The sequence below is a fragment of the Paenarthrobacter sp. NPDC091669 genome, assembly GCF_044756725.1.
GTDB lineage: Bacteria > Actinomycetota > Actinomycetes > Actinomycetales > Micrococcaceae > Arthrobacter > Arthrobacter bambusae_C.
Map to the genome: position 1 here is coordinate 111,041 of NZ_JBIVTK010000003.1, position 23,011 is coordinate 134,051.

Sequence of the window (23,011 nt, forward strand, 5' to 3'; positions counted from 1 at the left end):
TTATGTGATGGTTTTATGCAGTTTATCCGCTTACCGGAAAAAGTTATACACTTAGTCATGTTCAGCGCAAGCTAAAGTTGCGGGTGGTGACCCAAAAAGCACCGCTTGGAGGGAAAGTCAATGGCCATAGAGCGGTACACCGGACTGGCATCAGTGCTGGAGACAATCCGTTGGCAGGACGGCATTACGCAGGCAACCTTGACCGATCAGGTTGGGCTGGGGCGCAGTGTTGTTGCGGAGCGAGTTGCAGAACTCGAACAGATCGGGCTTATCCACTCCCCCGGCCGCGCTCCCTCTACGGGCGGGCGGACCGCCAAGCTGTTGTCCCTCAACGCCCAGGCCGGGTACGTCGTTGGCGTGGACATTGCCTCGAATGAAATGGTCGTCAGCGCTTCCGATCTCGCCGGCGCCTTGCTCGGCACCCGACACAGGGAACTATGCGACGTCAGCGAAGGACCCGCACGGATCCTGGACCAGGTCAATGCGATCATTGACCACGTCATCAGGGAGCAAAGCGGCAACAACCTGCTGGGGATCGGCGTGGGACTCTCCGGTCCGGTCAATTTCGATACCGGCACTCCTGTTGGCGTACCGGTCATGCCGGGTTGGGAGGACTACCCCGCACGGGAAGAGTTCGCGGCGCGCTGGCCGGTTCCGGCATGGGTGGACAATCGAGTCAATCTTCTGGCCCTGGCTGAAATAGAGAGCAATCCGCGGGCCGCCAAGGCAAAGCACCTGCTGTATTTTGGGGCCGGCGCCGGGGTGGGAGCTGCCCTCATCACCGATGGCAGGCTCTACCGGGGCTCCCATGGCCTGGCAGGCTCCATTGGCCATGTGGCCGTTCCGGAGGCGGGAGTGGTTGCCTGCAGGTGCGGGCGCACAGGCTGCCTTGAGGCCGTCACCAGCGGATGGGCCATTGAGCGGGACGGCTTGATGCTGGCTGAAACGGGGCGCAGTCCCTACCTTGCGGAAGTCCTCAAGGAGACCGGACGTGTTCGCGCCTATGACGTGACGCTGGCCGCTGAGCACGAGGATGCCGCCGCAAAAGAGCTGCTCAACCGGACAGCGGCACTCCTTGGAAGCAGCCTGGCGACCTTGGTCAGCTTCTTCGCTCCGCACATGCTGGTTGTTGGCGGTGGCATTGCCAGGGCCAAAGACATCGTGCTCAAACCCATACAGCAGGCCGTCTTTGAGCGGCTGCCCTCTACGGGGGCACCGGACCTGCTCGTGGAGCTATCTGCCATTGACGAGCAGGTAGGCGGCGTGGTTGGTGCCGCCCAGCTTGTTCTTGGCGAGCTCTTCTCCAAAGACAACCTGCCCGGGCTCCTGGAACGGCTGACGCAACCCCTAAGTCAGGGCAACGAAGGACTTTCTGCCTAATATTCCGAAGACCGGAAGAAGTTGTTGACTTCTTCCGGTCACCGGATTATCGTTGTAACAGGCGCCACAAAGCGCACTACCAGCAACATTAACCTCGACGGCGAGGGAGACCACATGGAGCACACCCTCTGCATCCGGTGGCCCTGCGCCGGTAACGCATACAAGGAATCCACGGGATTCCCTATGAAGCAAGGCGCCTTTCCACGGCATTTCAGCCACCACCCACCGCAATACCTATCGATCTCCGTAGCGTTGCCGCCGGAGAACAGTCGGATCACTCGAAGCTGAGCTACCGACGCCTTGTCTAGGAGAAACATGCGCAAACTAGTCGGCATTGCCGCCGCCACAGCCGTCCTGGCGCTTACCGCCTGCACCGGCTCCTCCCCTGGCGGTTCCACCGCCCCCACGGAATTGGACATTGCAGCCATTGCGCCGCCCGAGTCCTTCTCTCCGGGCAACTTCGGCACTGGCCCCACCACCCAGTTCCTTCAACCGGTCTACGACTCCCTCTTCCGTAATACCAACGAGGGAGAACCTGCCGAGAACATCGTGACCAAGTGGTCTTACGATGACACCCGGACCAAGCTCTCCCTCACAATCAGGGAAGGCGTTAAATTCACCGATGGGACGGCCTTGGATGCCGCCGCGGTGAAGGCCAACCTTGATTCCGCCCGCAAGGGTACCGGTGAAGCAGGTGGGCAACTGCGCTTCATCCAGGATGTCACCGTCACCGACGCCACCAACCTCATGGTCACGCTCTCCGCTCCGGACCCATCGCTCGTGCCGAACCTGGGCGGAACCGCCGGTGTCCTTGCCAGCCCGAAGGCCTTGGGAACACGGGAGCTGGACACCACTCCCGTAGGTTCGGGCCCATACATCCTGGATTCCGCAAAGTCCCAGACCGGCATCAAGTACGTCTACACGCGAAACGCTGACTACTGGAACGCCAAAGACTTCCCGTTCGACACCGTCGAAGTCACGGTCTTCAACGACAACAATGCAATCCTCAACGCACTGCGGGCCGGTGAGGCAGACTTCGCAGTAGTGACCGACAAGGATTCGAACAGCCTCAAGTCCGCCGGCCTGAACATCCAGACCAGCCCCGCCTACACCACCAGCGGCCTCTACTTGTTCGACCGCAAGGGCACCTTGGTTCCTGCGCTCGCCGAGCCCAAGGTCCGCCAGGCGATCAACATGGCCCTGGATCGCGACGCCATCCACGCGAAAGTCTTCGGTGGTAAGGGCAAGGCCACCAGCCAGGTCTTCAGTTCCACCAGCGATGCTTTCATCCCGGACCTGGACAAGAAGTACCCCTTTGATGTGGACGCCGCGAAGAAGCTTCTCGCAGACGCCGGTTACGCCAACGGCTTCACCCTGCCCATGCCGGATGTATCACCCGTCTATCCGGATCAGCAAGCGGCGGTGACTGAAGCTCTGACGGCTATTGGCGTCACACCGCAGTACCAGCCCGTGAACGGCCAAACGTTCATTTCGGATCTGTTGGCAGGAAAGTACCCCGCAGCGATTTTCGGGCTCAACAGCCCCCGCCCGTGGGATTTCGCCCAGATTGCGCTCACTCCCGAATCACTCTGGAACCCGTTCCACGTCTCCGATCCCACCGTGGTTGACCTGATCAACAAGGCCCAAGGCGAAACCGGTGAGGCCCAAACCGAAACGTTCCGTCAACTGAACACCTATGTGGTGGATCAGGCTTGGTTTGCCCCCTACATCCAGTCTGACAACGTCTTCGCAAGCAACGCCGAAATCACTGTCACACCGCAGCGCTATTCCACCCTGCCGCCGCTCTGGGGCTTCACTGCCTCGAAGAAGTAGCAGGTGGGCGGCCGGCCCACCCAGGGCCGGCCGCCCCTACCCATCCCTCATCTTCCCGAAGCCCAAGGAGCTGCCGTGCTGATGTTTATCCTTCGCCGCCTGGCCTCAGGATTGGTGCTCATGTTCGTTATTTCCACTGCGACGTTCTTCCTCCTGAACCTCACAGGGCAAGACCCTGTCCGTCAGGTTTTGGGACCAGTGGCTTCGGCCGAACAGGTGGAGGCCAAGCGCCAACAACTGGGCCTCGACGAACCGTTGATCACCCAATACTTCCAGTGGCTGGGATCTGCCGTACGTGGAGATTTGGGACGGTCCTGGTTTACCAACCAGCCGGTAGGAGAATTACTCTCCCAAACCCTTCCGCCCACCCTTTCCATGGTGATCGGGTCACTGATCCTCGCTGCCTGTTTTGGAACCTTGATCGGTGTGACAGCTGCCTTGCGGCGGGGACGACTCGATCGCGGTCTGCAGGTGGCGTCCACCTTGGTTCAGGCAATTCCCGGCTTCCTGGTGGCCCTGGTCCTGGCTTTGGTTTTCGCTGTCCAGCTTCGCATGTTCCCGGCTACCGGGTTCACTGCTTTCAGCGATTCTCCCGGCAAGTGGCTTGCCTCCATCACGCTCCCCGTAGTTGCGCTGGCGTTGGGTTCTTTGGCTTCCATCGCCCTGCAGGTCCGGGGGTCAATGATCGATGTGATGCAGCAGGACTTTGTTCGAACACTGCGCAGCCGGGGCCTCCCGGAGCGCAGCGTTGTGGTGAAGCATGCCTTGCGCAGCGCCGCCGGGCCGAGCCTCACCACGGTATCCCTGATGTTCATCGTGGCCATCTCCAGTTCGGTGATCATTGAGAAAGTTTTCAATATCCCCGGTATTGGCACCCAGGCCAACAACTCAGCCGGCCGTGGCGACTTGCCCGTTGTGCTCGGGATTGTCCTGGTCACCGTGGTGCTCGTCGTCGTCGTCAATCTCCTCGTCGATCTGGCGCAAGGCTGGATCAATCCGAAAGTTCGTGTCTCATGACCGATAACCTTGTCACCGGCACCCGCAAGTCGCTGGAAGTAGTCGCCTCTGCACCCCAAGGCGACAAATTGATCAAGAAGTTCCTTCGCGAACCTGCCGCAGTGATCTCGCTGGTGTTCCTCGCCTTGCTCGGGGTGGTGGCGGTCCTCGCACCATTGATCTCCTCCTACGATCCCACCGCTACGCGCCTCGCCGATGTCCTGGCACCGCCTTTCACCCCTGAGCACCCTCTGGGCGCTGACGGCGTGGGCCGCGACGTGCTGGCAAACCTCGTTTACGGTGCGCAGACCAGCCTTTCCAGCGCCGCGATCGTGATCGCTGTCAGTTTGCTGATTGGAGTACCCACCGGACTCCTGGCTGGTTACCGCCAGGGGTGGATTGACGGTGTCAGCATGTGGATCAGCGGTGCGCTGCTATCACTGCCGGCAATCGTGGTGCTCCTTGTAGTGCTGGCCCGGGTAGGACGCAGCACCTCACTTGCCCTGGTGGTCTTCGGCATATTGATCGCCCCCTCGGTGTTCCTGCTCATCCGTGGCTCGGTCCGGGCCGTGCGGGAAGAACTGTACGTAGACGCCGCCCGGGTCTCCGGCTTGAGCGATATCCGCATCATGGTCCGCCACATCCTTCCTGTAGTCATCACGCCCACCATCATCCAAGCGGCGTTGTTGGCAGGCGCCGGTATAGGAATCGAAGCGGGCATCGCCTTCCTTGGCCTTGGCTCCTCTGACAAGGCCAGTTGGGGCCTGATGCTCAATGACGCATCGCAGAACATTTTCAACGCTCCCTGGCTGCTCCTCTGGCCAAGCGTTGCCCTGGTGTTGACGGTCATGGCCTGCACCTTGGTGGGAAACGGCTTCCGCGACGCTTTGGCGAACTACGGATCATCTGCCGGCCCCGCCAAAAAAGTAAAAGCTGCCAAGCACGCCAGTTCAACTCCTGAACCTGCACGGCCTATGAAGAAGGCGCCTGTGGATCCAGGAGACGCACTCCTGGTCATCGACGATCTCCGTGTCTCCTATCCCCGCCCCAACGGTGAGAAGTCCGACGTCGTCAAAGGCATTTCCTTGAGGGTGGAGCGCGGCCAGATCCTTGGCCTGGTGGGAGAATCAGGCTCGGGTAAGTCGCAGACCGCCTTCTCAGTCCTGGGACTGTTGCCCGGGCAGGCCCACATGTCTGCAGGAACCTTGAGTTTCGCCGGAGTGGATCTGCTCGGGATGACTCCAAAAGAGCGCAATGAACTACGTGGCGCCCGGATCGGGTACATCCCCCAGGAGCCCATGAGCAACCTCGACCCCGCCTTCCGCATCGGGTCCCAACTCACCGAGCCAATGCAACACCATTTGGGAATCTCAGCGAAGGCTGCAAAAGATGAAGCCATCAAACTCCTCGCTCGAGTAGGCATTCCTGATCCGGAGCGGGTCTTCAAGTCCTACCCGCATCAAGTCTCAGGCGGCATGGCGCAGCGCGTGCTCATTGCCGGAGCCGTTTCCTGCAATCCGGAACTGCTCATTGCCGACGAACCCACCACCGCCCTGGACGTTACTGTGCAGGCCGACGTGCTGGACCTGATTCGCAGCCTTCAGGCAGAACGCGGCATGGGCGTGGTCCTGGTGACCCACAACTTCGGAGTGGTAGCTGATCTCTGCGATCAAGTGGCTGTGATGCGCGACGGCGAGATCGTGGAGGTAGCTGAGGTCACTGAGCTGTTCGCGAACCCCCGGGAAGAGTACACAAGGCTCCTCTTGGACTCTGCCCTCGATTCGACCTCGAAACCGCAGGGTGAACACGCGGTCGTTTCTGAGAAGACCACCGAGACAGAAGGTGCACGATGAGTTCCCCCAGCCAGACGCTGCCCGAAGCTGAGCCCCTCCTGCGGATCACTGACCTGACGGTGGACTACAGCGTGGGCGGGTTCGGTAGAAAACGGACATTCCGGGCGTTGCAGGGCGTGAGCCTGGACATCAAAGCCGGGGAAACCCTGGGACTCGTGGGCGAGTCCGGTTCCGGTAAGTCAACCATCGGCCGTGCGGTGCTGGGACTTGCCCCGGTGACCGGTGGCGACATCCGTTTCGACGGAAGATCGATCACCAAACTCGCCAAGAAGGAACGCCGGGCACTCAGCAGCGACATTCAGGTAGTTTTTCAAGATCCCTACACCTCCCTGAATCCGTCCATGACCATCAGCGACATTTTGTCCGAACCGATGCAGGTTTCCGGGACGTCCAAGGTTGATGCTCAACGACGGGTCCGGGAGCTCCTGGATGTTGTGAACCTGCCCTCCAACTCCAGCGCCCGCTATCCGCGCGAGTTCTCCGGCGGCCAAAGGCAACGGATCGCAATCGCCCGTTCCTTGTGCCGGAATCCCAAGCTCATTGTGTGTGATGAGCCCGTCAGTGCACTGGACTTGTCCACCCAGGCACGGGTTCTTCAACTTTTCTCCGACATCCAAGAGCAGACCGGCGTTTCGCTCCTGTTTGTCACCCACGATCTGGATGTGGTGAGGCACATCAGCGAGCGCGTGGCAGTGATGCGGCGGGGAGAAATCGTGGAGACAGGCATTACGGAGCGGGTTATTGCCAATCCGCACCACGCCTACACCAAGGCCCTCCTCCTGGCCTCCCCTATCGCCAACCCGGCCCGGCAAGCCGAGCGGCGCCGGGAACGACGACTTTTCCTTGACGCTCAACCTGCACTTTCCACAGCTGCCCGCTGAGCAAACCACCAGGGCGTGAAGCCCTCCCTTCTACAGATTCCTGGAGAACAGCATGACCACCACAGCAGTACCTTCAGCACGCCCTTATCCAGCCCGCGTCGACGTCGCAATCATCGGCAGTGGCCCCGCCGGAGCCACTTATGCACGCATCCTTTCCGAACTCAGCCCCCAGGCATCCATTGCCATCTTCGAGGCCGGACCCACCATCAGTGACCCGCCCGGATCCCACGTAAAGAACATCGCAAGTGTCCAGGACCGCGAAGCTGCCCAGCGCCGTTCGGAGGGAAAAGTGAGCGCCCTGCCAGCCGGCGGGAACCTCGCAGAGTATGCCCGCGACGTAGCACGCCCGGTGCGGCCCGGCACCTTCCTCCTCGACGACGGCTGGCAGCAGCCGGGCGAGACCGGACTGCCAGGACTTGCATTCTCCAGCAATGTTGGCGGGATGGCGGCGCATTGGACCGGCGCATGCCCGCGTCCAGGTGAAAGCGAGCGTATTGCGTTCCTTCCCAACATGGACGAGCTTCTGAGCGAGGCCGAACGCCTCCTCTCGGTGAGCGCGGAGGCCCTGGCTGATGCTCCCCTTGCGGATCTGGTCCGCTCACGTCTGGCAACGGCGCTCGACGGCGGCCGCGCACCTGACCGCCGTGTTCAGCCCATGCCGCTGGCGGTCCGCCGCACTGAGGATGGCCGCTTCATCTGGTCTGGAGCTGATGTGGTGTTCGGTGACGAGACGCGGAACAACCCCCGGGCCCGCTTGTTCGACGAAAGCGTGGTTGTGCGGGTGCTGACCGACGGAGATGAGGTCAGCGGTGTGCGGGTGCGCGACGACAAGACTGGGGACGAGCATGAAATTGCGGCCCGGTACGTGGTAGTTGCCGCCGATGCCCTCCGCGGTCCGCAACTGCTCTTCGCCTCCGGTATCCGCCCCGAAGCACTCGGCCGTTACCTGAATGACCAGCCTCAGATTGTCCACGCAGTCCGGTTGACCGGGGTCGTGGATGATGTTCCGGCTGCTTCGTCAAGCGACACCACCATCACCGCCCAAAGCGGTGTCAGCTGGGTGCCCTTCACCGATGAGCAGCACTTTCATGGGCAGGTCATGCAACTGGATGCATCGCCGGTGCCCATCTCCGGAGATGTCATCCCTGGTTCGATCGTGGGCCTGGGGTGGTTCTGCGCCAAGGACCTTCAAGCATCCGACCGCGTTATCTTCTCGGAAGACACCACGGACGCCTATGGGCTGCCGGCAATGAATATCCACTACACCTTCACCGAACGTGACGAGCAGACGCTGTCCGCAGCACGCCAATCAGTGGTTGCCGCTGCCCGGTCCTTGGGCGAGCCACTGGGTGATGAACCGCTCACTTTCCCCGCCGGCGCCTCACTGCACTACCAAGGCACCCTGCGGATGGGGACATCCAACGACGGCACAGCTGTGTGCGATCCCACCGGACAGGTGTGGGACGTCAGCGGGTTGTTCGTTGCCGGCAACGGAGTCATCCCCACCCCCACGGCCTGCAATCCCACGCTGACCGGGGTGGCCCTGGCCGTCGCCGGGGCCCGCCACATCGCCGAATCAATCAACTCCACGTCCACAGAGAAGTGAGGAAAACATGGTCCTCGAACGAGAACTGATCCAAAGCCGCGGCTTTCGCAATGTCCAGGAAGGAACCGATACTGTCGGCTTCGAAATAGCCCTGCGCATGCCCAACTATCGAGGCGTCTGGGCAAGCCTCATCGACGGGGTGGCTGTCACCGTGGATGGTCAGGAATGGAGCCGGGAAGTACCGCGCTGGACACTCCAGGGACGCTCTTTCAGCATCCAGGAACTGCGCCAGTCCACCGATGTCCGCTGGCAGCTCGATGAAGTGGCCACCGTCATGGTGCCGCTCCCAGGCGGCCTGGCCGTAGGTGTCCACGATGTTCGCGTTGATATTGCGCTGCACGCACCCTACATTCCGGCTGAATTCCAACCGTCCATTTTCACGTCCCAGCGAAAGGTCACGGTCCTCGCATGAGCAACCTCAAGTACGGCGTCTCCCTCTACAGCTACACCGGTGACATGAACACCGTCCTCACCCTCGAAGACGCCATGGCACAAATAGCTGACATCGGCGCCACCGGGATTGAGATCCTGGGTGAAGGTCACGTGCCCAACTATCCGGAACCGTCCACCGCGTGGATTGACCAGTGGTTCGGGCTGCTCGAAAAATACCAGCTGGAGCCCACCAATTACGGGTCCTGGATCGACTCGAGCATGTGGCGCCACCGCGATCTCACCGCTGATGAGGGCGCTGTGATGCTGGCTCGCGATCTTCGGCTGGCCCATCGCCTTGGATTCACCTCAATTCGACCCAAGATCGGCGTGGTGTCCATGGACCTGCGTCCCCACCCGATCTGGGAGGAAGTGATTGAGCGTAACCTCGATCTCGCGGCCGAGCTTGATCTCATCATTTGCCCGGAAATCCATGCGCCCACTCCCATCAAGCACCCGGTGGTGGACGAGTACATCGAGTTCATCGAGCGAACCGGCTCGAAGAACTTCCGCCTGCTCATCGACACCGGCATCTTCCAAAGGGCAATCACCACCGCCAAGCATGACGGCCTCAGCGAAGAAGCTCAGGAAGAAGGCTGGCGTAAACCCCTTGCCGTTCCCATGTCGGACCTGGTGGATGTTCTCCCCTACGTGTCGTTCATTCAGGCCAAGTTCTTCGACATCGACGATGACCTGGTTGACGGCCAGATACCTTGGCGCGAGATCCTTCAGACCCTGAAGGAGAACGAATGGTCCGGTTACCTGTCCAGCGAATACGAAGGTGATCGGCTGCCTTACCGATCCATCGAACAGGTACGTCGGCAGCATGCGCTTCTGCACAGCCTGGAGGCCGAGATCGCCGGGACGCCGTGACCGAAGTCCGCAACCGCAGCAGCTCAGTCCAGATCTCGCCCACACGTCTCCGGCTCCTCATGGCAGCGCTCCTCGCGGTGTCATTCCTTGGAGCCCTCGATCACACCATCGTTTCGACGTCCTTGGCCACTGTCGCCGGCGAACTCGGGGCCCTCCAGCACATGAGCTGGGTGGTAGTGGGCTACACGCTCGCCAGTACCGTCCTGCTCCCGGTACTCGGAGGGCTGGGCGATCGGATCGGCCCCCGGCTGGTCTTCCTGGTTGCGCTGGCCGGCTTTGTTGCGGCGTCGTTCCTTTGTGGCTTCGCGCATGACATGACGCAGCTGGTTGCTGCCCGCGTCTTCCAGGGCATGAGCGCCGCGGGTCTCCAGCTGATGTCGCAGACGATCGTTGCCGAGGTCACCACGCCAAGGCAACGTCCTGCGTACCTCTCACTGATTGGCGCTGCTTTTCCGGTGGCGATTCTGATCGGGCCGCTCCTCGGAGGTCTGATCACGGACCACTGGGGGTGGCCGTGGGTGTTTTGGATCAACGTCCCGGTGGGGCTGGCCGCGTTTCTCCTGGCAGTCATAGCCGTTCCGCATATCGAACCGGCGGGCAAAGAACGGTTCGACGTCGTTGGTGCAGTGCTGCTCACCGCTGTCCTTGTGGCGGTGGTGCTGGCAGTTGCGTGGTTCAGTTCCGCTAACTCCACAGCATGGATCGCCCTTGGAGCAGGTGTCGCTGCGCTGGGTGGGCTGGTCGTCGTCGAGCGTGGTCAACAGAACCCCATCATCCCGGTTCATTTGTTCCGCAACCGCACCTTCAGTGCTGGCGTGGGACTCTCAGCTGTGATGGGTGCCGGGCTCATTTCAGCTACGGCGTACCTGCCAACGTATTTCCAGATGGCCTATGGCGTGAGTGCCACCATCTCGGGGCTGGTACCCATCGCCACTGTGCTGGGAATGTTGGTGGGCAATCTGGTGACGGGCTGGCTGGCGTCGCGGACGGGCCGTTACCGCGTTTTTCCGATTGTCGGGACGGTGATGGGAGCACTCGGACTCGGAGCCATGTCCTTACTGCCGGGGGGCGTCCCGCTATGGGTCCCGGCGTTGATCATGGCGTTCGTTGGCCTCGGCACGGGAGCGTTCATGAGCCTCGCCATTGCGATCGTGCAAAGTGCTGCACCACGCAGTGAACTCGGCGCCGCAACCGCAACCGCCGGACTCAGCGGGCAGATCGGATCCACCATAGGTTCAGCCGTAGTGGGCGGAGTGGTAGGGTTCGGCGTGGCGTCGCTCTTGCCAACCGGGCTCGATTCCCAAACCCTGACCCCTGCCTTGGTCCACGCCGCCGACTCAGCGTTGCAGGCTGAGATCGCCTCGATTTACCACGACGTCTTTTCTCCCGTTTTCCTTGCCCTGGCCGGCGTCTACATCCTGGGTTTCATTGCAGCGTTGCTGCTGCCGGATGGACGCCTTTCCGATGATGTCGCGATCCCGGCAGAGGACTCTGCCGACCTGGCCCTGCAAGGAAAGGATTAACGTGCCCAACAACACCGTGAGATGGGGGCTCGCCGGCACGGGAACCATTGCCCGTGAATTCGCCCGGACTCTTGCTGAAGTCCCCTCTGCCATCCTCGCCGCTGCAGCGTCCCGTACCGCCGAGTCGTCGGCGAAGTTCTGCTCCGAATTCGGCATCCCACAACAGCACCTTTCCTTTCAAGACCTTGCCCACGACCCCATCATTGATGCGGTGAACGTTCCGCCCCTGCCGGATTGCATCACGAGCATGCCAGGCAATTCCTGGAGGCGGGCAAACACGTCCTGATGGAAAAGCCATTTACCGCCGCCCACGCCGAAGCCCTCGACCTGACCCGAACCGCCAAGCGATCCGGGACAGTACTGACGAAGGCGGCCCAGCTTGTCCGTCTTCTCTGACATTCTCTTTGAAGCGGACCGAACTGCCTTCACAACCCTGTTGACGCATCTGTCCCTGATCGGTCCGGACCATACGGTCATCATGGTTCAGGTTGAGAACGAGGTTGGCTGCTGGGCACAGGAAGAGACCACAGCGCACTGACCGAGGCTGCGTGGAATGCACCGCTCCCCGAGCAACTGTTTGCCGCAGGTTCCCAACATCGGGTTCCTTTGACCAGGAGTTCGTCCGGGCCCTTGGCGCGCGTCCGGACGGCAGCAAGAGCTGGACCGACCACTTCGGCGAAGACAAACCCGTTGTTGAAGAGACGTTCATGGCCTGGGGATTTGCCTCCTTTGTGGGCGGTTTGGCAGCAGCCGGAAAGGAAGTCCTGCCGCTCCCCGCGCCTGGATCGGCCCGCAACGGGGGCAGGATCTGCCGGGCCAGTACCCAAGCGGCGGGCCGACGGCGGGCATGGTTCCGGTGTGGCGTGCCGCGGCTCCGGCCATCGACTTTCTGGCACCGGACATTTACGTTCCCAACGCGGAGGAAGTCATGCGGCAATACGCCTCCGCTTCCAATCCCCTCTTCGTCCCCGAAGCGCGATTCCGGGCCGGCGATGCGTTCTTGGCCATTGGCGGTTTTGGTGGCCTGGGCTACAACGTCTTCGGTGTGGAAGAAGGCAGGGAAGGCAACCAGTTCAGCGCTGCCCGCTCCATCATCACGTCCCTGACTCCAGAGATAGTGGATGCCCAGCCCGACGGCCGTATCTTCGGTTTCGCCCTCGACCCGCAAGAGGAATCCATCAGCACGGAACTGGCGGGTACAGCAATCACTGTTCGAAATTCCAGGAAGCTCCTCGAAGGAATGCTCCTGGACGCAGGCGTTCGGGTTCCTCCCGCGCCGGAACTCCTGGAAGAAACCGTTGCTGCCACCCACGGCCCCACCCCCGGAGACGCCCGTCCCTTCGGGATGGTCCTGGCCATCAGTCCCACCGAGTTCATCGGGGTGGGCCAAGGAGCTCAAGTGGACTTCCCCAAGCCCGGTTATGACGTTGAGCTTGATGCAGTGAGGGAGTTGGTAGTAACAGACGCCGGGTTACAGGAAGGACGATTCCTGAACGGAGACGAACGCCTTGAGATCCTCTCCGATAAGCACATCAGCGCGGTGAGGGTCAGTCTCCTTATTAGCGCCGGCTGAAAGCCGGAAGACCGAAAGGAACCCTATGCCGTTTCACCCCGACATCGCCACCCGGCTTCCCTTGCTGGAAGGCATTCCTTCCTTGGAAGCGGGCCTCAGTGAGCCGCTGGTGAGGGCAAAGATGGAGGCATTTGATGCCTACCCGGACGCGCCTCCCCCTCCGTCTGCCACCACCCGTATGGTCTCGGTGCCCGGCCCGCATGGTCCGGTACCACTACGCATCTATACCCCTGTGGAACGGAACCAGGAAGCTGATTCCCCGCACGCCTTGGTGTGGATGCATGGCGGCGCGTTTCAATTCGGGGACCTGGACACCAAAGAGGCTGCCTGGACTGCCCGGCAGTTGGTGCATCGGGCATCGGCAACAATCGTGAGCGTGGACTACCGGCTGGCCGTTAACGTTGTGCAGTACCCGGTACCCCTTGACGACGTCGTTGCCGCTACCGATGGGTGCAGGCGAACATGATCGAGCTGGGCGTCACCTCGCTTTCCGTGGGCGGCGCCAGCGCTGGTGCAAATCTGGCTGCAGCCGCCGCTCTGCGGCTCCGGGACGAGGACGAGTGGGGGCCGGATCAGCTGGTGCTGGTGTACCCCATGATGCACTCCGCGCCTCCTGCTCCTTCGGAATCCCTCAGGCTCGCGTTGGCGGATCTACCCAACCAGGTAACCCCAGTTCGGCCGATAACGAAATCTAGTGCGCGCCTCACCGCCGACGATGACTCCTTAGATCCACCGGCCCTCCGCTCGATCAGACCAGAAATCGACGCGATGCAGGGGTGATTTTCGGTCAGGATTGTCGAAGAACTCGCTTTGTAAGTAAGAGGCGAGATCGCTGCCTGGTAGATCACGTCTGGTTGATGCACGGAAAAGACCTGGCTGCCGGCAGGCGCTGGAGCTGCTGACATGAAACGATACGAATAGATCGGAATAAGGACTGGGCCGGCGCGCAAGCGATTACGTGCCGTTTGAAGGGCTATCTCAACCTCAGTGGGCCTGACACCCCACTCCTCGGGCCAAAAAGCCTTCTGTCGAACATCAAACAACACGCCATGGTGAGGCTAGTCGAGCCTGTTGTGAATGCCCGCAGGTGCCAATCCAATCAACCCATTTCGGGCCTATAGGCATCTCCAGACTCAGAAACCGCGCATGGTCAGGACTGAAGTCGAACGAGGACTGCTCCTCAACATCCTCGATCTGCCAAGGCGATAGGCCCGGAGCCAGAGGAACCTTGGCCGCATAAAGCACCTTAATGGCTTCTTCAACAAAGAGAACTCACACCATAAATCTAGCCGTAGTGCTACTCGTCCCACGTCAACACGTCCCGCTGCCAGTTAACCCACGGGAGTAGAAGTAGGTGCGAGAACTCCCGACTGGTGACGGGTGGCGAGCACAGATGCTGGCCCGCGGCTCGCGACGGAAACCATCAAACAGCGAGCTGTCTGGGGTAATGCCGAGATGGGCGATGATGCCTGCGGCGACGTCGTGGAGTTTTTGGGTGCGGTGTCGATCGCCTTCGTTGTCGAAATGGCTCTCCCAGATGGAACTGCCCCCCATGTTGGCGTCCTCAAGATCAAGAGCTACACGGGGAGCAGTTCAATTTATGCGTCAATTTTGGACGGCCAGGCCCCACAGCTCAGACCCTCCGGGGAGGAGCACGTTACTTGGTGAGCGGCCCCAATACTGGATCGCCCTCGTAGGCAGTCTTGACGTTTGCGGCTGTCACGAGGACCGGATCCAGCAGGTATGCAGGGACAGTTTTCACTCCGTTGTTGTAGGACTTGTCGTCGTTGATTTCGGGCTTCTTGCCGGCCTGGAGGTCCTTAACCATCGTGATCGCGCGCTCAACCAGTTTGCTCGTGTCCTTGTTGATGGTGGAGTACTGCTCGCCGGCCATGATGGACTTGACCGATTCCGCCTCGGAGTCCTGCCCAGTGACGACCGGGGTAGGTTTGCCGGCGGCCTTGATCGAGGTCAGGATTGCACGAGCGAGATTGTCGTTGGGGGCCAGAACGCCGTCCAAAGATGCGCTAACATAGCTGCCGCTAAGGAGGGTGTCCATTCGGTTCTGTGCATTTTCACCCTTCCAGCCCTGGGTGACGGCCTGTTCGAAGCTGGTCTGGCCGGACACAACCTTCAGTGTGCCGTCGTCGATCTTCGGCTTCAGGACGCTCATGGCCCCCTCGAAGAAAACCTTGGAGTTGGCATCGTCCGGGGATCCGGCGAACAGTTCGATGTTGTACGGGCCGCTGGGCTTCTTGGCATTGAGGCCTTCCAGCAGCGCCTGGCCCTGGAGTTCGCCCACCTTGAAGTTGTCGTAGGCCGCGTAGTAGTCCACGTTCTCGGTGTTCAGCAGCAGTCGTTCGTACGCGATGATTGCAACGCCAGCGTCTTTGGCCTGCTTGAGCTGGGTGCCAAGCTGCGAGCCGTCGTTGGCCGCGACGATGATGACTTTGGCGCCTTTGGTGACCATGGCACTGATCTGGTTCTGCTGCTCCGATGCACCGCCGTTGGCGAATTGAATATCCGGCTTGAATCCCGCATCCGTGAGCCCTTTTCGGAACAGGCTCTCTGCCCGAACGAAGACCTCACTCGCCTTCTGAGGGAGAGCGACTCCGATCACTGAGTCTTTGGGAATCGATTCGGCGGTTGCCCCGTTAGAAGTTCCAGTCTCGGCACGGCCGCAGGCTGTCAGCGCCAGTGCCGCGATGGCAGCGACTGCTGCTGCCTTTCCTGCTTTACCAAACATTCGCATATCTTGGTTCACTTTCTGTGTGGGTGGGGTGGAGCGAGTCTGTCAGGACGCGGATTACGCGTCCTTGGAGATGACCTCTTTGGTGGATGTGGTTTCGTCGGGCTTGATCTCGTTGTTGCGCTGGAAGTTCTTCATCAGCAGTCCGGTAATGGAGCGCTTGCCCTGCGACTTGTTGTAGACATCGAAGGCGACTGCTGCCAGGAGGACCAGGCCCTTGATGATCTGGGTGAGGTCGGCGCCAACGCCCAGCAGCTGGAGGCCGTTGTTGAGGACGGCCATGACCAGGCCACCGACGATCGAGCCGATCACGGTGCCAACGCCACCGGTGACTGCTGCGCCACCGATGAAGACTGCCGCAATGGCGTCCAGTTCCCAACCGACGCCGTCGAACGGACCGGATGCGGTGGAACGTCCAACGAAGATCATGCCTGCCAGGCCGGCAAGGACGGACATGTTCATCATGACCAGGAAGTTGACTTTCTTGGACTGCACACCGGACAGCTCAGCTGCGTGGCGGTTGCCACCCACGGCGTAGACGTGGCGGCCCAGGACGGTCTTGTCTGCGATGAAACCGTAGATGAGTACCAGGACGGCGAGGATCAGGCCGGGGATGGGGAAGGAAGTGCCGGGACGGCCGGTGGCGAACAGGTACGTGGCGTAAAGGATGGCACCGCAGATCAGGACCAGTTTGGTGACCTCGACCCAGAGCTCGGGAACGTCAGCGCCAAGGGCCTTGGCTGCTGCACGGGCACGCAGGGACATGATCACAACGAATGCTGCCGCCACAACGCCGATGAGCAGTGTGAGGTTGTTGAACCCGGTGTTCGGGCCGATCTCCGGCAGGTAGCCGGAACCGAGGAACTGGAACTCTTTGGGGACGGGGATGGTGTTGGACTTACCAACGAACTGGTTGAAGCCTCGGAACAGGAGCATGCCGGCCAGGGTCACGATGAAGGCCGGGATGCCCACATACGCCACCCAGAACCCTTGCCAGGCGCCGATCACGGCTCCCAGGACCAGTCCGAAGAGCACTCCGGCCCACCAGGGGAAGCCCCAGTCACGCATTGCCAGGGCTACGAAAACGCCCACGAATGCTGCCACGGACCCAACGGAAAGGTCAATGTGTCCGGCGATGATGACCAGGACCATGCCAATTGCCAGGATCAGGATGTAGGAGTTGCCGTTGAACAGGTTGATCACGTTGCCTGGGGTCAACGTGCGGCCCTCGGTGAAGATCTGGAAGAAGACGATAAGTGCCACCAGGGCGAAGATCATGCCAAACTGGCGGGTATTGCCACCAAATAGCTTCTTGAGCGCGTTCATTGTTTTGGTCCTTGTGTCAGGAAGGGGTCAGGCTGGGCCAACGGTCAGGCGGTTTTGCGGGCGGAAGTCATGAGCTTCATGAGGCTTTCCTGGGTTGCTTCGTTCTTGTCCAGGACGCCGGTGATGGCGCCTTCAAAAATGGTGTAGATGCGGTCGGACAGGCCCAGAAGCTCCGGGAGCTCCGAGGAAATGACAATCACTCCCTTGCCCTGGTTCGCGAGCTTCTGGATGATGCCGTAGATCTCGTACTTGGCACCGACGTCGATTCCGCGGGTGGGTTCGTCCAGGATCAGGAGGTCCGGATCGGTGAACATCCACTTGGCCAGCACCACTTTTTGCTGGTTGCCACCGGAGAGCTTGGCTACGCCTTCCTCAACCGACGGGGTCTTGGTCCGCAAAGACTTCCGGTACTCCTCGGCAACGGAGAATTCCTTGCGGGTATCCACCACGGAGTAGCTGCTGATCTTGTTCAGCGCCGCCGATACCGTGGTGGTCTTGATGTCATCCAGCAGGTTCAGGCCCAGGGACTTGCGGTCCTCAGTGACGTAACCGAGTCCGGCGTCGATCGCTTGTTTGACGCTGCGGAGGTTGACCTGCTTGCCGTCCTTGTAGACCTGGCCCTTGATGAAGCGGCCGTAGGAATGCCCAAACAGGGACCGGGCCAGCTCTGTGCGGCCGGCGCCCATGAGGCCGGCGAAACCGACGATTTCGCCGCGGCGTACATAGAAGTTGGAGCCTTTGCAGATCAGGCGGTCCTGGATCTGGGGGTGTCCCACAGTCCAGTCCTTGACCTCGAAGAAAACTTCACCGATCTTCGGCTCGTGATCCGGGAAGCGGGACTCAAGCGTCCGGCCCACCATGCCCTTGATGATCCGGTCCTCGTCCACGCCATCCCGCTTGACGTTCAAGGTCTCGATGGACTTGCCGTCACGGATGATGGTGATCTCGTCCGCGATCTGTTCGATCTCGTTGAGCTTGTGGGAAATGATGATCGAGGTGATGCCCTTGCCTTTGAGGCCAAGGATCAGGTCCAGCAGGTGCTGGGAATCGGATTCGTTCAGGGCTGCCGTGGGCTCATCCAGGATCAGGAGCTTCACGGACTTGTTCAGTGCCTTGGCGATTTCAACCAACTGCTGCTTGCCGACGCCGATTTCCTTGATGGGGGTATCGGGATCCTCCCGGAGACCAACGCGGGCCAGGAGTTCGAGGGAGCGCTTGCGGGCCTCGGCCCAGTCGATCACGCCCCACTTGGTGGGTTCGTTGCCGAGGAAGATGTTCTCCATGATGGACAGTTCCGGGATCAGCGCCAGTTCCTGGTGGATGATCACGATGCCGGCCGCTTCGCTTGCGCGAATGTCCTTGAACTGCTGGGTTTCAGCTTGGTACACGATGTCGCCCGTGTAGCTTCCGTAGCCGTAAACGCCGGATAGAACTTTCATGAGCGTGGACTTGCCGGCGCCGTTTTCGCCACAGATGGCGTGGATTTCGCCGGCCATCACACGCAGGCTCACGTTCGACAAGGCCTTCACGCCCGGGAACTCCTTGGTAATGGATCGCATCTCGAGGATAACCGGATCCGAATGCGCCGTCTGGCACGTCATATTGTCCCAACCCTTCAAATGCCGTGACTTCTTGTCTTCTCGTTTGCTCACAACCTGCTAGCAACTGCAATCCTCCCTGCAGCCCTATGCGGGAACGTCTGGCTATAGGCCCCGGACCTGCTTGACCCATCGTGAAAGTTGTCGTTCGGGTCTTGAGGAGGAATCGCTGCTACGTAGTGCCGCGTGGTGCCAGGCTTACTGGCGGCTCCGTCGGACACCAGCAAGGCTAGGCGCACGGTGCCACTGCCATGAAGATGCTGAAAGGTATAGGCGCCTCACTGCACTCGCGGCAGGATCCGGGGCCTCCCGAATACCACCTATTCCGGTCTGATCCTTTATGTCGCTCCAGGTGTCAGTTCCTTGACTGCAGCGTCGCATCATCCTCATCAAAAAGCCGCTTGCAGTGCTCCGCTTTGAGCAGGTGCTACAGGCCTCTGGCGACGAATTGTCGTGCACTCTTGCTTGCAGGGATCCGTGGAGAACCAGCACCCTTTCTGGTCAAACTGAAGATGGCTGCAAGTCCAGGTCATTCATTTTTGACGAAGCTTTCAGATGCCAGAGGTGACTTGATGACATCGCCGAAAACTTTGTTGCAAGTCAGATCTACGGCCAAATGATGGTCGTTTTACCGATACTGCCGTTAGCAAAGTCGGCGATGGCAGCGGGAGCGTCTTCCAGGACACAGCAAACTGTGAGGATTGGGTCGAGATCCAGTCCCAGCTTCACTGCATCCGCGACAGCCTCCATCATCACGGGCATGCTGAAAACGAATGATCCCTTGATTGTCGACTGGCGCATAATTACGTCCTTGACAGGATCGATGTCGTATCCTGGCCCGAATCCGACAAGCACGACAGTGCCCCAGACCTTTGCAATGCGTGACGCCGTCCGGCGGCCGTGAATGTTGCCTGAAGTGTCGATCACTGAGTCCACCCCGTCGGGTGCGATACACGTGATGTCGAAATCCTTAGAATCGTGGCTCTCGAACCCGAGACTCGTGGCGAATTCCAAACGCTCAGGAACCGGATCAATCCCGAATGCGCGCACTCCAAATGCTTTTGCCCAGGCCAAGGCAGCAAGCCCTACCGGCCCAAGGCCGATGATAGCGACAATGCCGCCGAGCGGAATGTTTGCCCGATGCAACGCCTGGTACGCGGTTGAGGCACCACAGGCAAGAAAAGCACCTGCTCCGAAGCTCAACTCGCTAGGAAGGAATACGCAATCGCGCGCTTCGACGATCACTTTGTCCTGATAGCCGCCGTCCCGATCGAGCGAATACACGGTGTTGTTCTGGCAATGATTGTCCCAACCCTTGCGGCAAGACAGGCAATGGCCGCAACCCGAATAATGCTGCACGGTTACTCGGTCACCCGGCTTTAGGTGGCTGACTCCCTGACCAACGGACTCGACTATGCCCGCGATCTCATGACCAGGAGTCGTTGTGTGCTTTCGTGGTTGGGTGTGAGATTCCATGGCTTCAGCCGAGATGTGGTAGTAATGCAAATCGCTCCCACAAACCCCCTCCGCTTTAACATCAAGCAGCACTTCTCCAAGACCTGGTGATTTAACTTCTTTCTGGACGAGCGCCATTTCGGACAGCCCCGTGAAAATCGCGGCGGTAACTAGTTGGGTTTCGGGCATAGATGACACTCCATTGGGTTCATGCGAAAGGGACGCGCTTCGATACGTCTAACGAGGGCGTGATGTGCCGACGATCACAAACTACCCCTTTGCAAGAAGATTTGCAACAACTATGTTGAAAGAGTTTCATATAGTGGACACAAATCCTGATAGCTGAAGGAGGAAACTGGATGAATCATTCGTTAGCCCTCGAACAAAAAACAGCAGTTGTGACAGGTGGGAGTCGATGTATCGGAGAAGGCATCGCAACAGCGTTGGCTGAGGCGGAGCGTCCGTTCTCGTAGCAGACATCGACGTAGCAGCAGCACGAGCTTGTGCCGATAGGTTGTTGGACCGGGGCTTTACCGCGGTTGCCAGGCACGTCGATGTAACAGACGCCGCAAGCGTGCGGGCGATGGTCGCTGCGACTATTGAAGCCTTCGGCTCCCTCGATGTCGCTGTGAACAATGCTGGCGTTCTTGGTCTGGCCGCCCTTGAGGACATCACATCTGAAGAGTGGGATAGGGTCCTAGCCGTAAACGCTCGCGGGGTCTTTCTCTCGTGCCAGGCAGAGATTGAAGCCATGCGCGCCTTGGGCACCCGTTTAGGTCGAATAATCAACGTAGCGTCGATCGCTGGAAAGCTTGGATATTGGCAGCAGTCCCCCTACTGCGCTTCGAAGTTTGCCGTTGTTGGCTTCACGAACTCGATAGCCAAAGAGGTTGCCGGGGAGGGTATCACTTTGAACGCACTCTGCCCGGGAGTGGTTGGCACTGCGATGTGGCGAGGACCCGATGGCGCCGCCGAAGGAAAGCACTCGACGGAGAGAGCGAGGTGCAGTCCTGGCGGCGCCATCAGCAGGAGCTAATGCCACAGGGGGAGGCGCAGACCTTTGAAGACATGGGTTCGATGGCCGTGTTTTTGGCGACCGCCCCTCACATAACAGGTCAGGCTATCGCCGTAGATGGTGGGGCTACTTTTTGATGGACCGGGAGGGGTCGCCAAGGCGCCCCCTCCCCCGTCAATTGAAGACTACGTGAGCCTTCGCAGCCCGACGATCCCCCCTCTTATGCGCACAATCGGCGGCTTCTTCGAGTGTGAGGAAATCACCAAGGATGGCAGTCGGGTCTACCGCCTTCGTGGCTAAAAGTTGCACGGCAGTACCGACCGCGCCTAGACCTACATAGCAACCCTTGATCGCCATTTCGTGCCTGAACATTCGCTCCTGATTAATTGACACACGGTCTCCGGGTGACGGTACCCGACACTTCATGACCCAGTACGATTGCTCGCGCGCTACATCCGTGTGACCCCTCTACGATATGACGATCAGTTCCACACAGTCCCGCAGCTGCGACTTGTATAAGAACTTCCCCCGGTCCCGCCGTGGGTTCTCCTACCTCGGATACCAATGTAGAGCCTTCCAAGTCGTGAACGGCGCCTTCATAATCTTTGCTCCTTTGCGGCAGCACGCAGCATATATCGACGGGTGCTTAACGACCTAAGGACCGCCTTATTTCATTTGGTGAAATCTGGTCAGAATGGTGATTGTGATTTTACTCATTTCAGTGCGGTTTCAGCCACCGGAAAGCGGAAGCATGTGGAACCGCAGGCTGAACCGCTCCCCCGCCGGCGTCGACGAGGTGCCTTGCCGACACGGCCGTAGCCAGACGGACGACCCGTTATCGGCGAAGCGAATCTCAGAGAGAGTATAAGGACAGCGAGCTGACGAGTTCTAAGCCCCGGGAGACGGAGTCGGCAGAAGTCTTTGCAGGGGCCCTCCTAGCCGGGTTGCGTTCCCGAGAGGTAGCGGGAAGGAATCCGGCCCCTGTCGTAACTTATTTCTGTGTACCCGTGAGGCTCGGGTCTGCCCTCGGAGTTCACGTTCACGAACACGATCTCTTCGACGGTGAGTATGCAGCGCCGAGTGATCATATTCCGAACTTCAGCTCGCATGGTCAATGAAGTGCGGCCAAATTTGGTAGCCGTCAACCCCATCTCGATGAGGTCGCCCTGGGCGGCCGAGCTGACGAAGTTGATTTCTGAAATGTACTTGGTCACCGCCCTGCCATTTCCGAGCTGGAGGATGGCGTATATTGCTGCTTCCTCATCAATCCACTTGAGCAGACTTCCGCCGAACAAAGTGCCGTTAGCGTTTAGATCTTCTGGACGCACCCACTTTCGAGTACGGAAAGTTATGTCCGAGGACTTCATGGCGGAACCTTACTTCTGTAGCGGAACTCACGTTGGAACTTATGTTCTGAGGGGTGCTTTCCCCGCCGATGTCGTTACGGAAGGGCCCGGGACGAAGCAGGGAAGGCTGTCTTACATTGGTGTCGCCTGCGGGACCATATCGCGGCCGCGTCATGAACAGCCCGGAGGCGAATGTATTCACGTGATGCCGCGGGACTACCGAACCGCCAAGCCGCAAGTTGTGGATTTAGACCCTCCCCTGCTCATCGCGGATGCAGGCAACCGCCAAGCCAAGCTCCCTTGAGGAGGGCTTGACAAGCAGTCCACTTCCCGCAGCAGGACGCGGCGTGCGTTATCAGAGCACCTTCGTGCGGGTTCGCAGCTGAAAGAAGCAAGAAGGGGAAGACGACAGGGCCCGACTAAACCGTATTTATCATAGTATGGATTATAGTTCATATATTGACAGTCCGGGCATGAGCTGCGACACTCCATAACACAATGGCAGAGAAGTCGATAGGCTGACGTGACCAGTTCCGACAGCGAGGTGAAGCCTCCTCCACTGGCTCGGCGGCGCG

The 23,011-nt window shown here is 60.0% G+C and carries 19 protein-coding genes and 2 pseudogenes; 15 read left to right on the plus strand and 6 right to left on the minus strand.

All coding sequences use genetic code 11. The features are described from left to right. The first annotated feature begins 120 nt into the window (after nt 1-120). The 14 genes and pseudogenes from ACIQLI_RS05950 to ACIQLI_RS06015 all read left to right on the plus strand — a co-directional run bounded on the left by ACIQLI_RS05950 (nt 121) and on the right by ACIQLI_RS06015 (nt 13,727). Nucleotides 121-1,380, plus strand: coding sequence for an ROK family transcriptional regulator (locus ACIQLI_RS05950; RefSeq protein WP_400386050.1), 1,260 nt, complete (start codon nt 121-123; stop codon nt 1,378-1,380). Between the two features lie 315 nt (nt 1,381-1,695). Then, the gene (locus ACIQLI_RS05955) at nt 1,696-3,213 is read left to right on the plus strand and encodes an ABC transporter substrate-binding protein (protein ID WP_400386053.1); all 1,518 of its coding nucleotides are present in this window, start codon (nt 1,696-1,698) and stop codon (nt 3,211-3,213) included. 81 nt (nt 3,214-3,294) lie between these two features. Further along, nucleotides 3,295-4,230 (plus strand): ABC transporter permease, encoded by a 936-nt coding sequence (locus ACIQLI_RS05960; protein WP_400386754.1) that lies wholly within the window; start codon nt 3,295-3,297, stop codon nt 4,228-4,230. Next, entirely contained in the window at nt 4,227-6,062 is a 1,836-nt protein-coding gene (locus ACIQLI_RS05965; protein ID WP_400386056.1) for a dipeptide/oligopeptide/nickel ABC transporter permease/ATP-binding protein, read from the plus strand. Before ACIQLI_RS05960 ends, ACIQLI_RS05965 begins: the two co-directional genes overlap by 4 nt. After that, nucleotides 6,059-6,943: an ATP-binding cassette domain-containing protein gene (locus ACIQLI_RS05970; protein WP_400386059.1), complete on the plus strand. Its 885-nt coding sequence runs from the start codon at nt 6,059-6,061 to the stop codon at nt 6,941-6,943. The genes ACIQLI_RS05965 and ACIQLI_RS05970 overlap by 4 nt, the downstream gene beginning before the upstream one ends. 52 nt (nt 6,944-6,995) lie before the next feature. Next, nucleotides 6,996-8,549: a GMC oxidoreductase gene (locus ACIQLI_RS05975; protein ID WP_400386062.1), complete on the plus strand. Its 1,554-nt coding sequence runs from the start codon at nt 6,996-6,998 to the stop codon at nt 8,547-8,549. 7 nt (nt 8,550-8,556) lie between these two features. Continuing rightward, on the plus strand, nt 8,557-8,961 hold the full coding sequence (locus ACIQLI_RS05980) for a DUF6379 domain-containing protein (protein ID WP_400386065.1): 405 nt from the start codon (nt 8,557-8,559) through the stop codon (nt 8,959-8,961). Continuing rightward, a complete protein-coding gene (locus ACIQLI_RS05985; protein ID WP_400386068.1) occupies nt 8,958-9,851 on the plus strand; it encodes a sugar phosphate isomerase/epimerase family protein in 894 nt (297 codons plus the stop codon). Before ACIQLI_RS05980 ends, ACIQLI_RS05985 begins: the two co-directional genes overlap by 4 nt. Beyond that, on the plus strand, nt 9,848-11,374 hold the full coding sequence (locus ACIQLI_RS05990; protein WP_400386071.1) for an MFS transporter: 1,527 nt from the start codon (nt 9,848-9,850) through the stop codon (nt 11,372-11,374). The genes ACIQLI_RS05985 and ACIQLI_RS05990 overlap by 4 nt, the downstream gene beginning before the upstream one ends. 1 nt (nt 11,375) lies before the next feature. Further along, nucleotides 11,376-11,660 (plus strand): Gfo/Idh/MocA family oxidoreductase, encoded by a 285-nt coding sequence (locus ACIQLI_RS05995; RefSeq protein WP_400386074.1) that lies wholly within the window; start codon nt 11,376-11,378, stop codon nt 11,658-11,660. After that, nucleotides 11,660-11,770 carry a hypothetical protein gene (locus tag ACIQLI_RS06000; protein ID WP_400386077.1) on the plus strand — a complete coding sequence of 37 codons (111 nt, stop codon included), beginning with the start codon at nt 11,660-11,662 and terminating at the stop codon, nt 11,768-11,770. Before ACIQLI_RS05995 ends, ACIQLI_RS06000 begins: the two co-directional genes overlap by 1 nt. Beyond that, a complete protein-coding gene (locus tag ACIQLI_RS06005; RefSeq protein ID WP_400386080.1) occupies nt 11,754-11,912 on the plus strand; it encodes a hypothetical protein in 159 nt (52 codons plus the stop codon). Before ACIQLI_RS06000 ends, ACIQLI_RS06005 begins: the two co-directional genes overlap by 17 nt. A 309-nt stretch (nt 11,913-12,221) precedes the next feature. Further along, the gene (locus ACIQLI_RS06010) at nt 12,222-12,947 is read left to right on the plus strand and encodes a DUF5597 domain-containing protein (RefSeq protein ID WP_400386082.1); all 726 of its coding nucleotides are present in this window, start codon (nt 12,222-12,224) and stop codon (nt 12,945-12,947) included. Nucleotides 12,948-13,224: 277 nt separating this feature from the next. Beyond that, a pseudogene (locus ACIQLI_RS06015) lies at nt 13,225-13,727 on the plus strand (alpha/beta hydrolase). Nucleotides 13,728-14,604: 877 nt separating this feature from the next. Here the strand turns inward: ACIQLI_RS06015 and ACIQLI_RS06020 are convergent. The 4 genes from ACIQLI_RS06020 to ACIQLI_RS06035 form a co-directional block, all read right to left on the minus strand. Further along, nucleotides 14,605-15,693: a substrate-binding domain-containing protein gene (locus tag ACIQLI_RS06020; RefSeq protein WP_400386084.1), complete on the minus strand. Its 1,089-nt coding sequence runs from the start codon at nt 15,691-15,693 to the stop codon at nt 14,605-14,607. Between the two features lie 60 nt (nt 15,694-15,753). Beyond that, on the minus strand, nt 15,754-17,022 hold the full coding sequence (gene mmsB, locus ACIQLI_RS06025) for a multiple monosaccharide ABC transporter permease (RefSeq protein ID WP_400386087.1): 1,269 nt from the start codon (nt 17,020-17,022) through the stop codon (nt 15,754-15,756). 44 nt (nt 17,023-17,066) lie between these two features. Then, nucleotides 17,067-18,623: a multiple monosaccharide ABC transporter ATP-binding protein gene (mmsA, locus tag ACIQLI_RS06030; protein WP_400386089.1), complete on the minus strand. Its 1,557-nt coding sequence runs from the start codon at nt 18,621-18,623 to the stop codon at nt 17,067-17,069. Nucleotides 18,624-19,226: 603 nt separating this feature from the next. After that, entirely contained in the window at nt 19,227-20,264 is a 1,038-nt protein-coding gene (locus ACIQLI_RS06035) for an alcohol dehydrogenase catalytic domain-containing protein (RefSeq protein WP_400386092.1), read from the minus strand. A 277-nt stretch (nt 20,265-20,541) separates the two neighbouring features. Between ACIQLI_RS06035 and ACIQLI_RS06040 the strand changes: the two are divergent. Continuing rightward, nucleotides 20,542-21,111, plus strand: a pseudogene (locus ACIQLI_RS06040) (SDR family NAD(P)-dependent oxidoreductase); the annotation flags it as partial. Nucleotides 21,112-21,472: 361 nt separating this feature from the next. Here the strand turns inward: ACIQLI_RS06040 and ACIQLI_RS06045 are convergent. Both ACIQLI_RS06045 and ACIQLI_RS06050 read right to left on the minus strand, forming a co-directional pair. Continuing rightward, on the minus strand, nt 21,473-21,715 hold the full coding sequence (locus ACIQLI_RS06045) for an alcohol dehydrogenase catalytic domain-containing protein (protein ID WP_400386094.1): 243 nt from the start codon (nt 21,713-21,715) through the stop codon (nt 21,473-21,475). Nucleotides 21,716-22,025: 310 nt separating this feature from the next. Continuing rightward, on the minus strand, nt 22,026-22,457 hold the full coding sequence (locus ACIQLI_RS06050) for an acyl-CoA thioesterase (protein WP_400386096.1): 432 nt from the start codon (nt 22,455-22,457) through the stop codon (nt 22,026-22,028). Between the last annotated feature and the right edge of the window lie 554 nt (nt 22,458-23,011).

Coding starts and splice junctions, on each gene's coding strand:
- ACIQLI_RS05960 (WP_400386754.1), top strand. CDS start 3,295: ATGTTTATCCTTCGCCGCCTGGCCTCAGGATTGGTGCTCATGTTCGTT.
- ACIQLI_RS05955 (WP_400386053.1), top strand. CDS start 1,696: ATGCGCAAACTAGTCGGCATTGCCGCCGCCACAGCCGTCCTGGCGCTT.
- mmsA (WP_400386089.1), bottom strand. CDS start 18,623: ATGACGTGCCAGACGGCGCATTCGGATCCGGTTATCCTCGAGATGCGA.
- ACIQLI_RS06010 (WP_400386082.1), top strand. CDS start 12,222: ATGGTTCCGGTGTGGCGTGCCGCGGCTCCGGCCATCGACTTTCTGGCA.
- ACIQLI_RS05975 (WP_400386062.1), top strand. CDS start 6,996: ATGACCACCACAGCAGTACCTTCAGCACGCCCTTATCCAGCCCGCGTC.
- ACIQLI_RS05950 (WP_400386050.1), top strand. CDS start 121: ATGGCCATAGAGCGGTACACCGGACTGGCATCAGTGCTGGAGACAATC.
- ACIQLI_RS06020 (WP_400386084.1), bottom strand. CDS start 15,693: ATGTTTGGTAAAGCAGGAAAGGCAGCAGCAGTCGCTGCCATCGCGGCA.
- ACIQLI_RS06000 (WP_400386077.1), top strand. CDS start 11,660: ATGGAAAAGCCATTTACCGCCGCCCACGCCGAAGCCCTCGACCTGACC.
- ACIQLI_RS05985 (WP_400386068.1), top strand. CDS start 8,958: ATGAGCAACCTCAAGTACGGCGTCTCCCTCTACAGCTACACCGGTGAC.
- ACIQLI_RS05965 (WP_400386056.1), top strand. CDS start 4,227: ATGACCGATAACCTTGTCACCGGCACCCGCAAGTCGCTGGAAGTAGTC.
- ACIQLI_RS06050 (WP_400386096.1), bottom strand. CDS start 22,457: ATGAAGTCCTCGGACATAACTTTCCGTACTCGAAAGTGGGTGCGTCCA.
- ACIQLI_RS06035 (WP_400386092.1), bottom strand. CDS start 20,264: ATGCCCGAAACCCAACTAGTTACCGCCGCGATTTTCACGGGGCTGTCC.
- mmsB (WP_400386087.1), bottom strand. CDS start 17,022: ATGAACGCGCTCAAGAAGCTATTTGGTGGCAATACCCGCCAGTTTGGC.
- ACIQLI_RS05980 (WP_400386065.1), top strand. CDS start 8,557: ATGGTCCTCGAACGAGAACTGATCCAAAGCCGCGGCTTTCGCAATGTC.
- ACIQLI_RS05970 (WP_400386059.1), top strand. CDS start 6,059: ATGAGTTCCCCCAGCCAGACGCTGCCCGAAGCTGAGCCCCTCCTGCGG.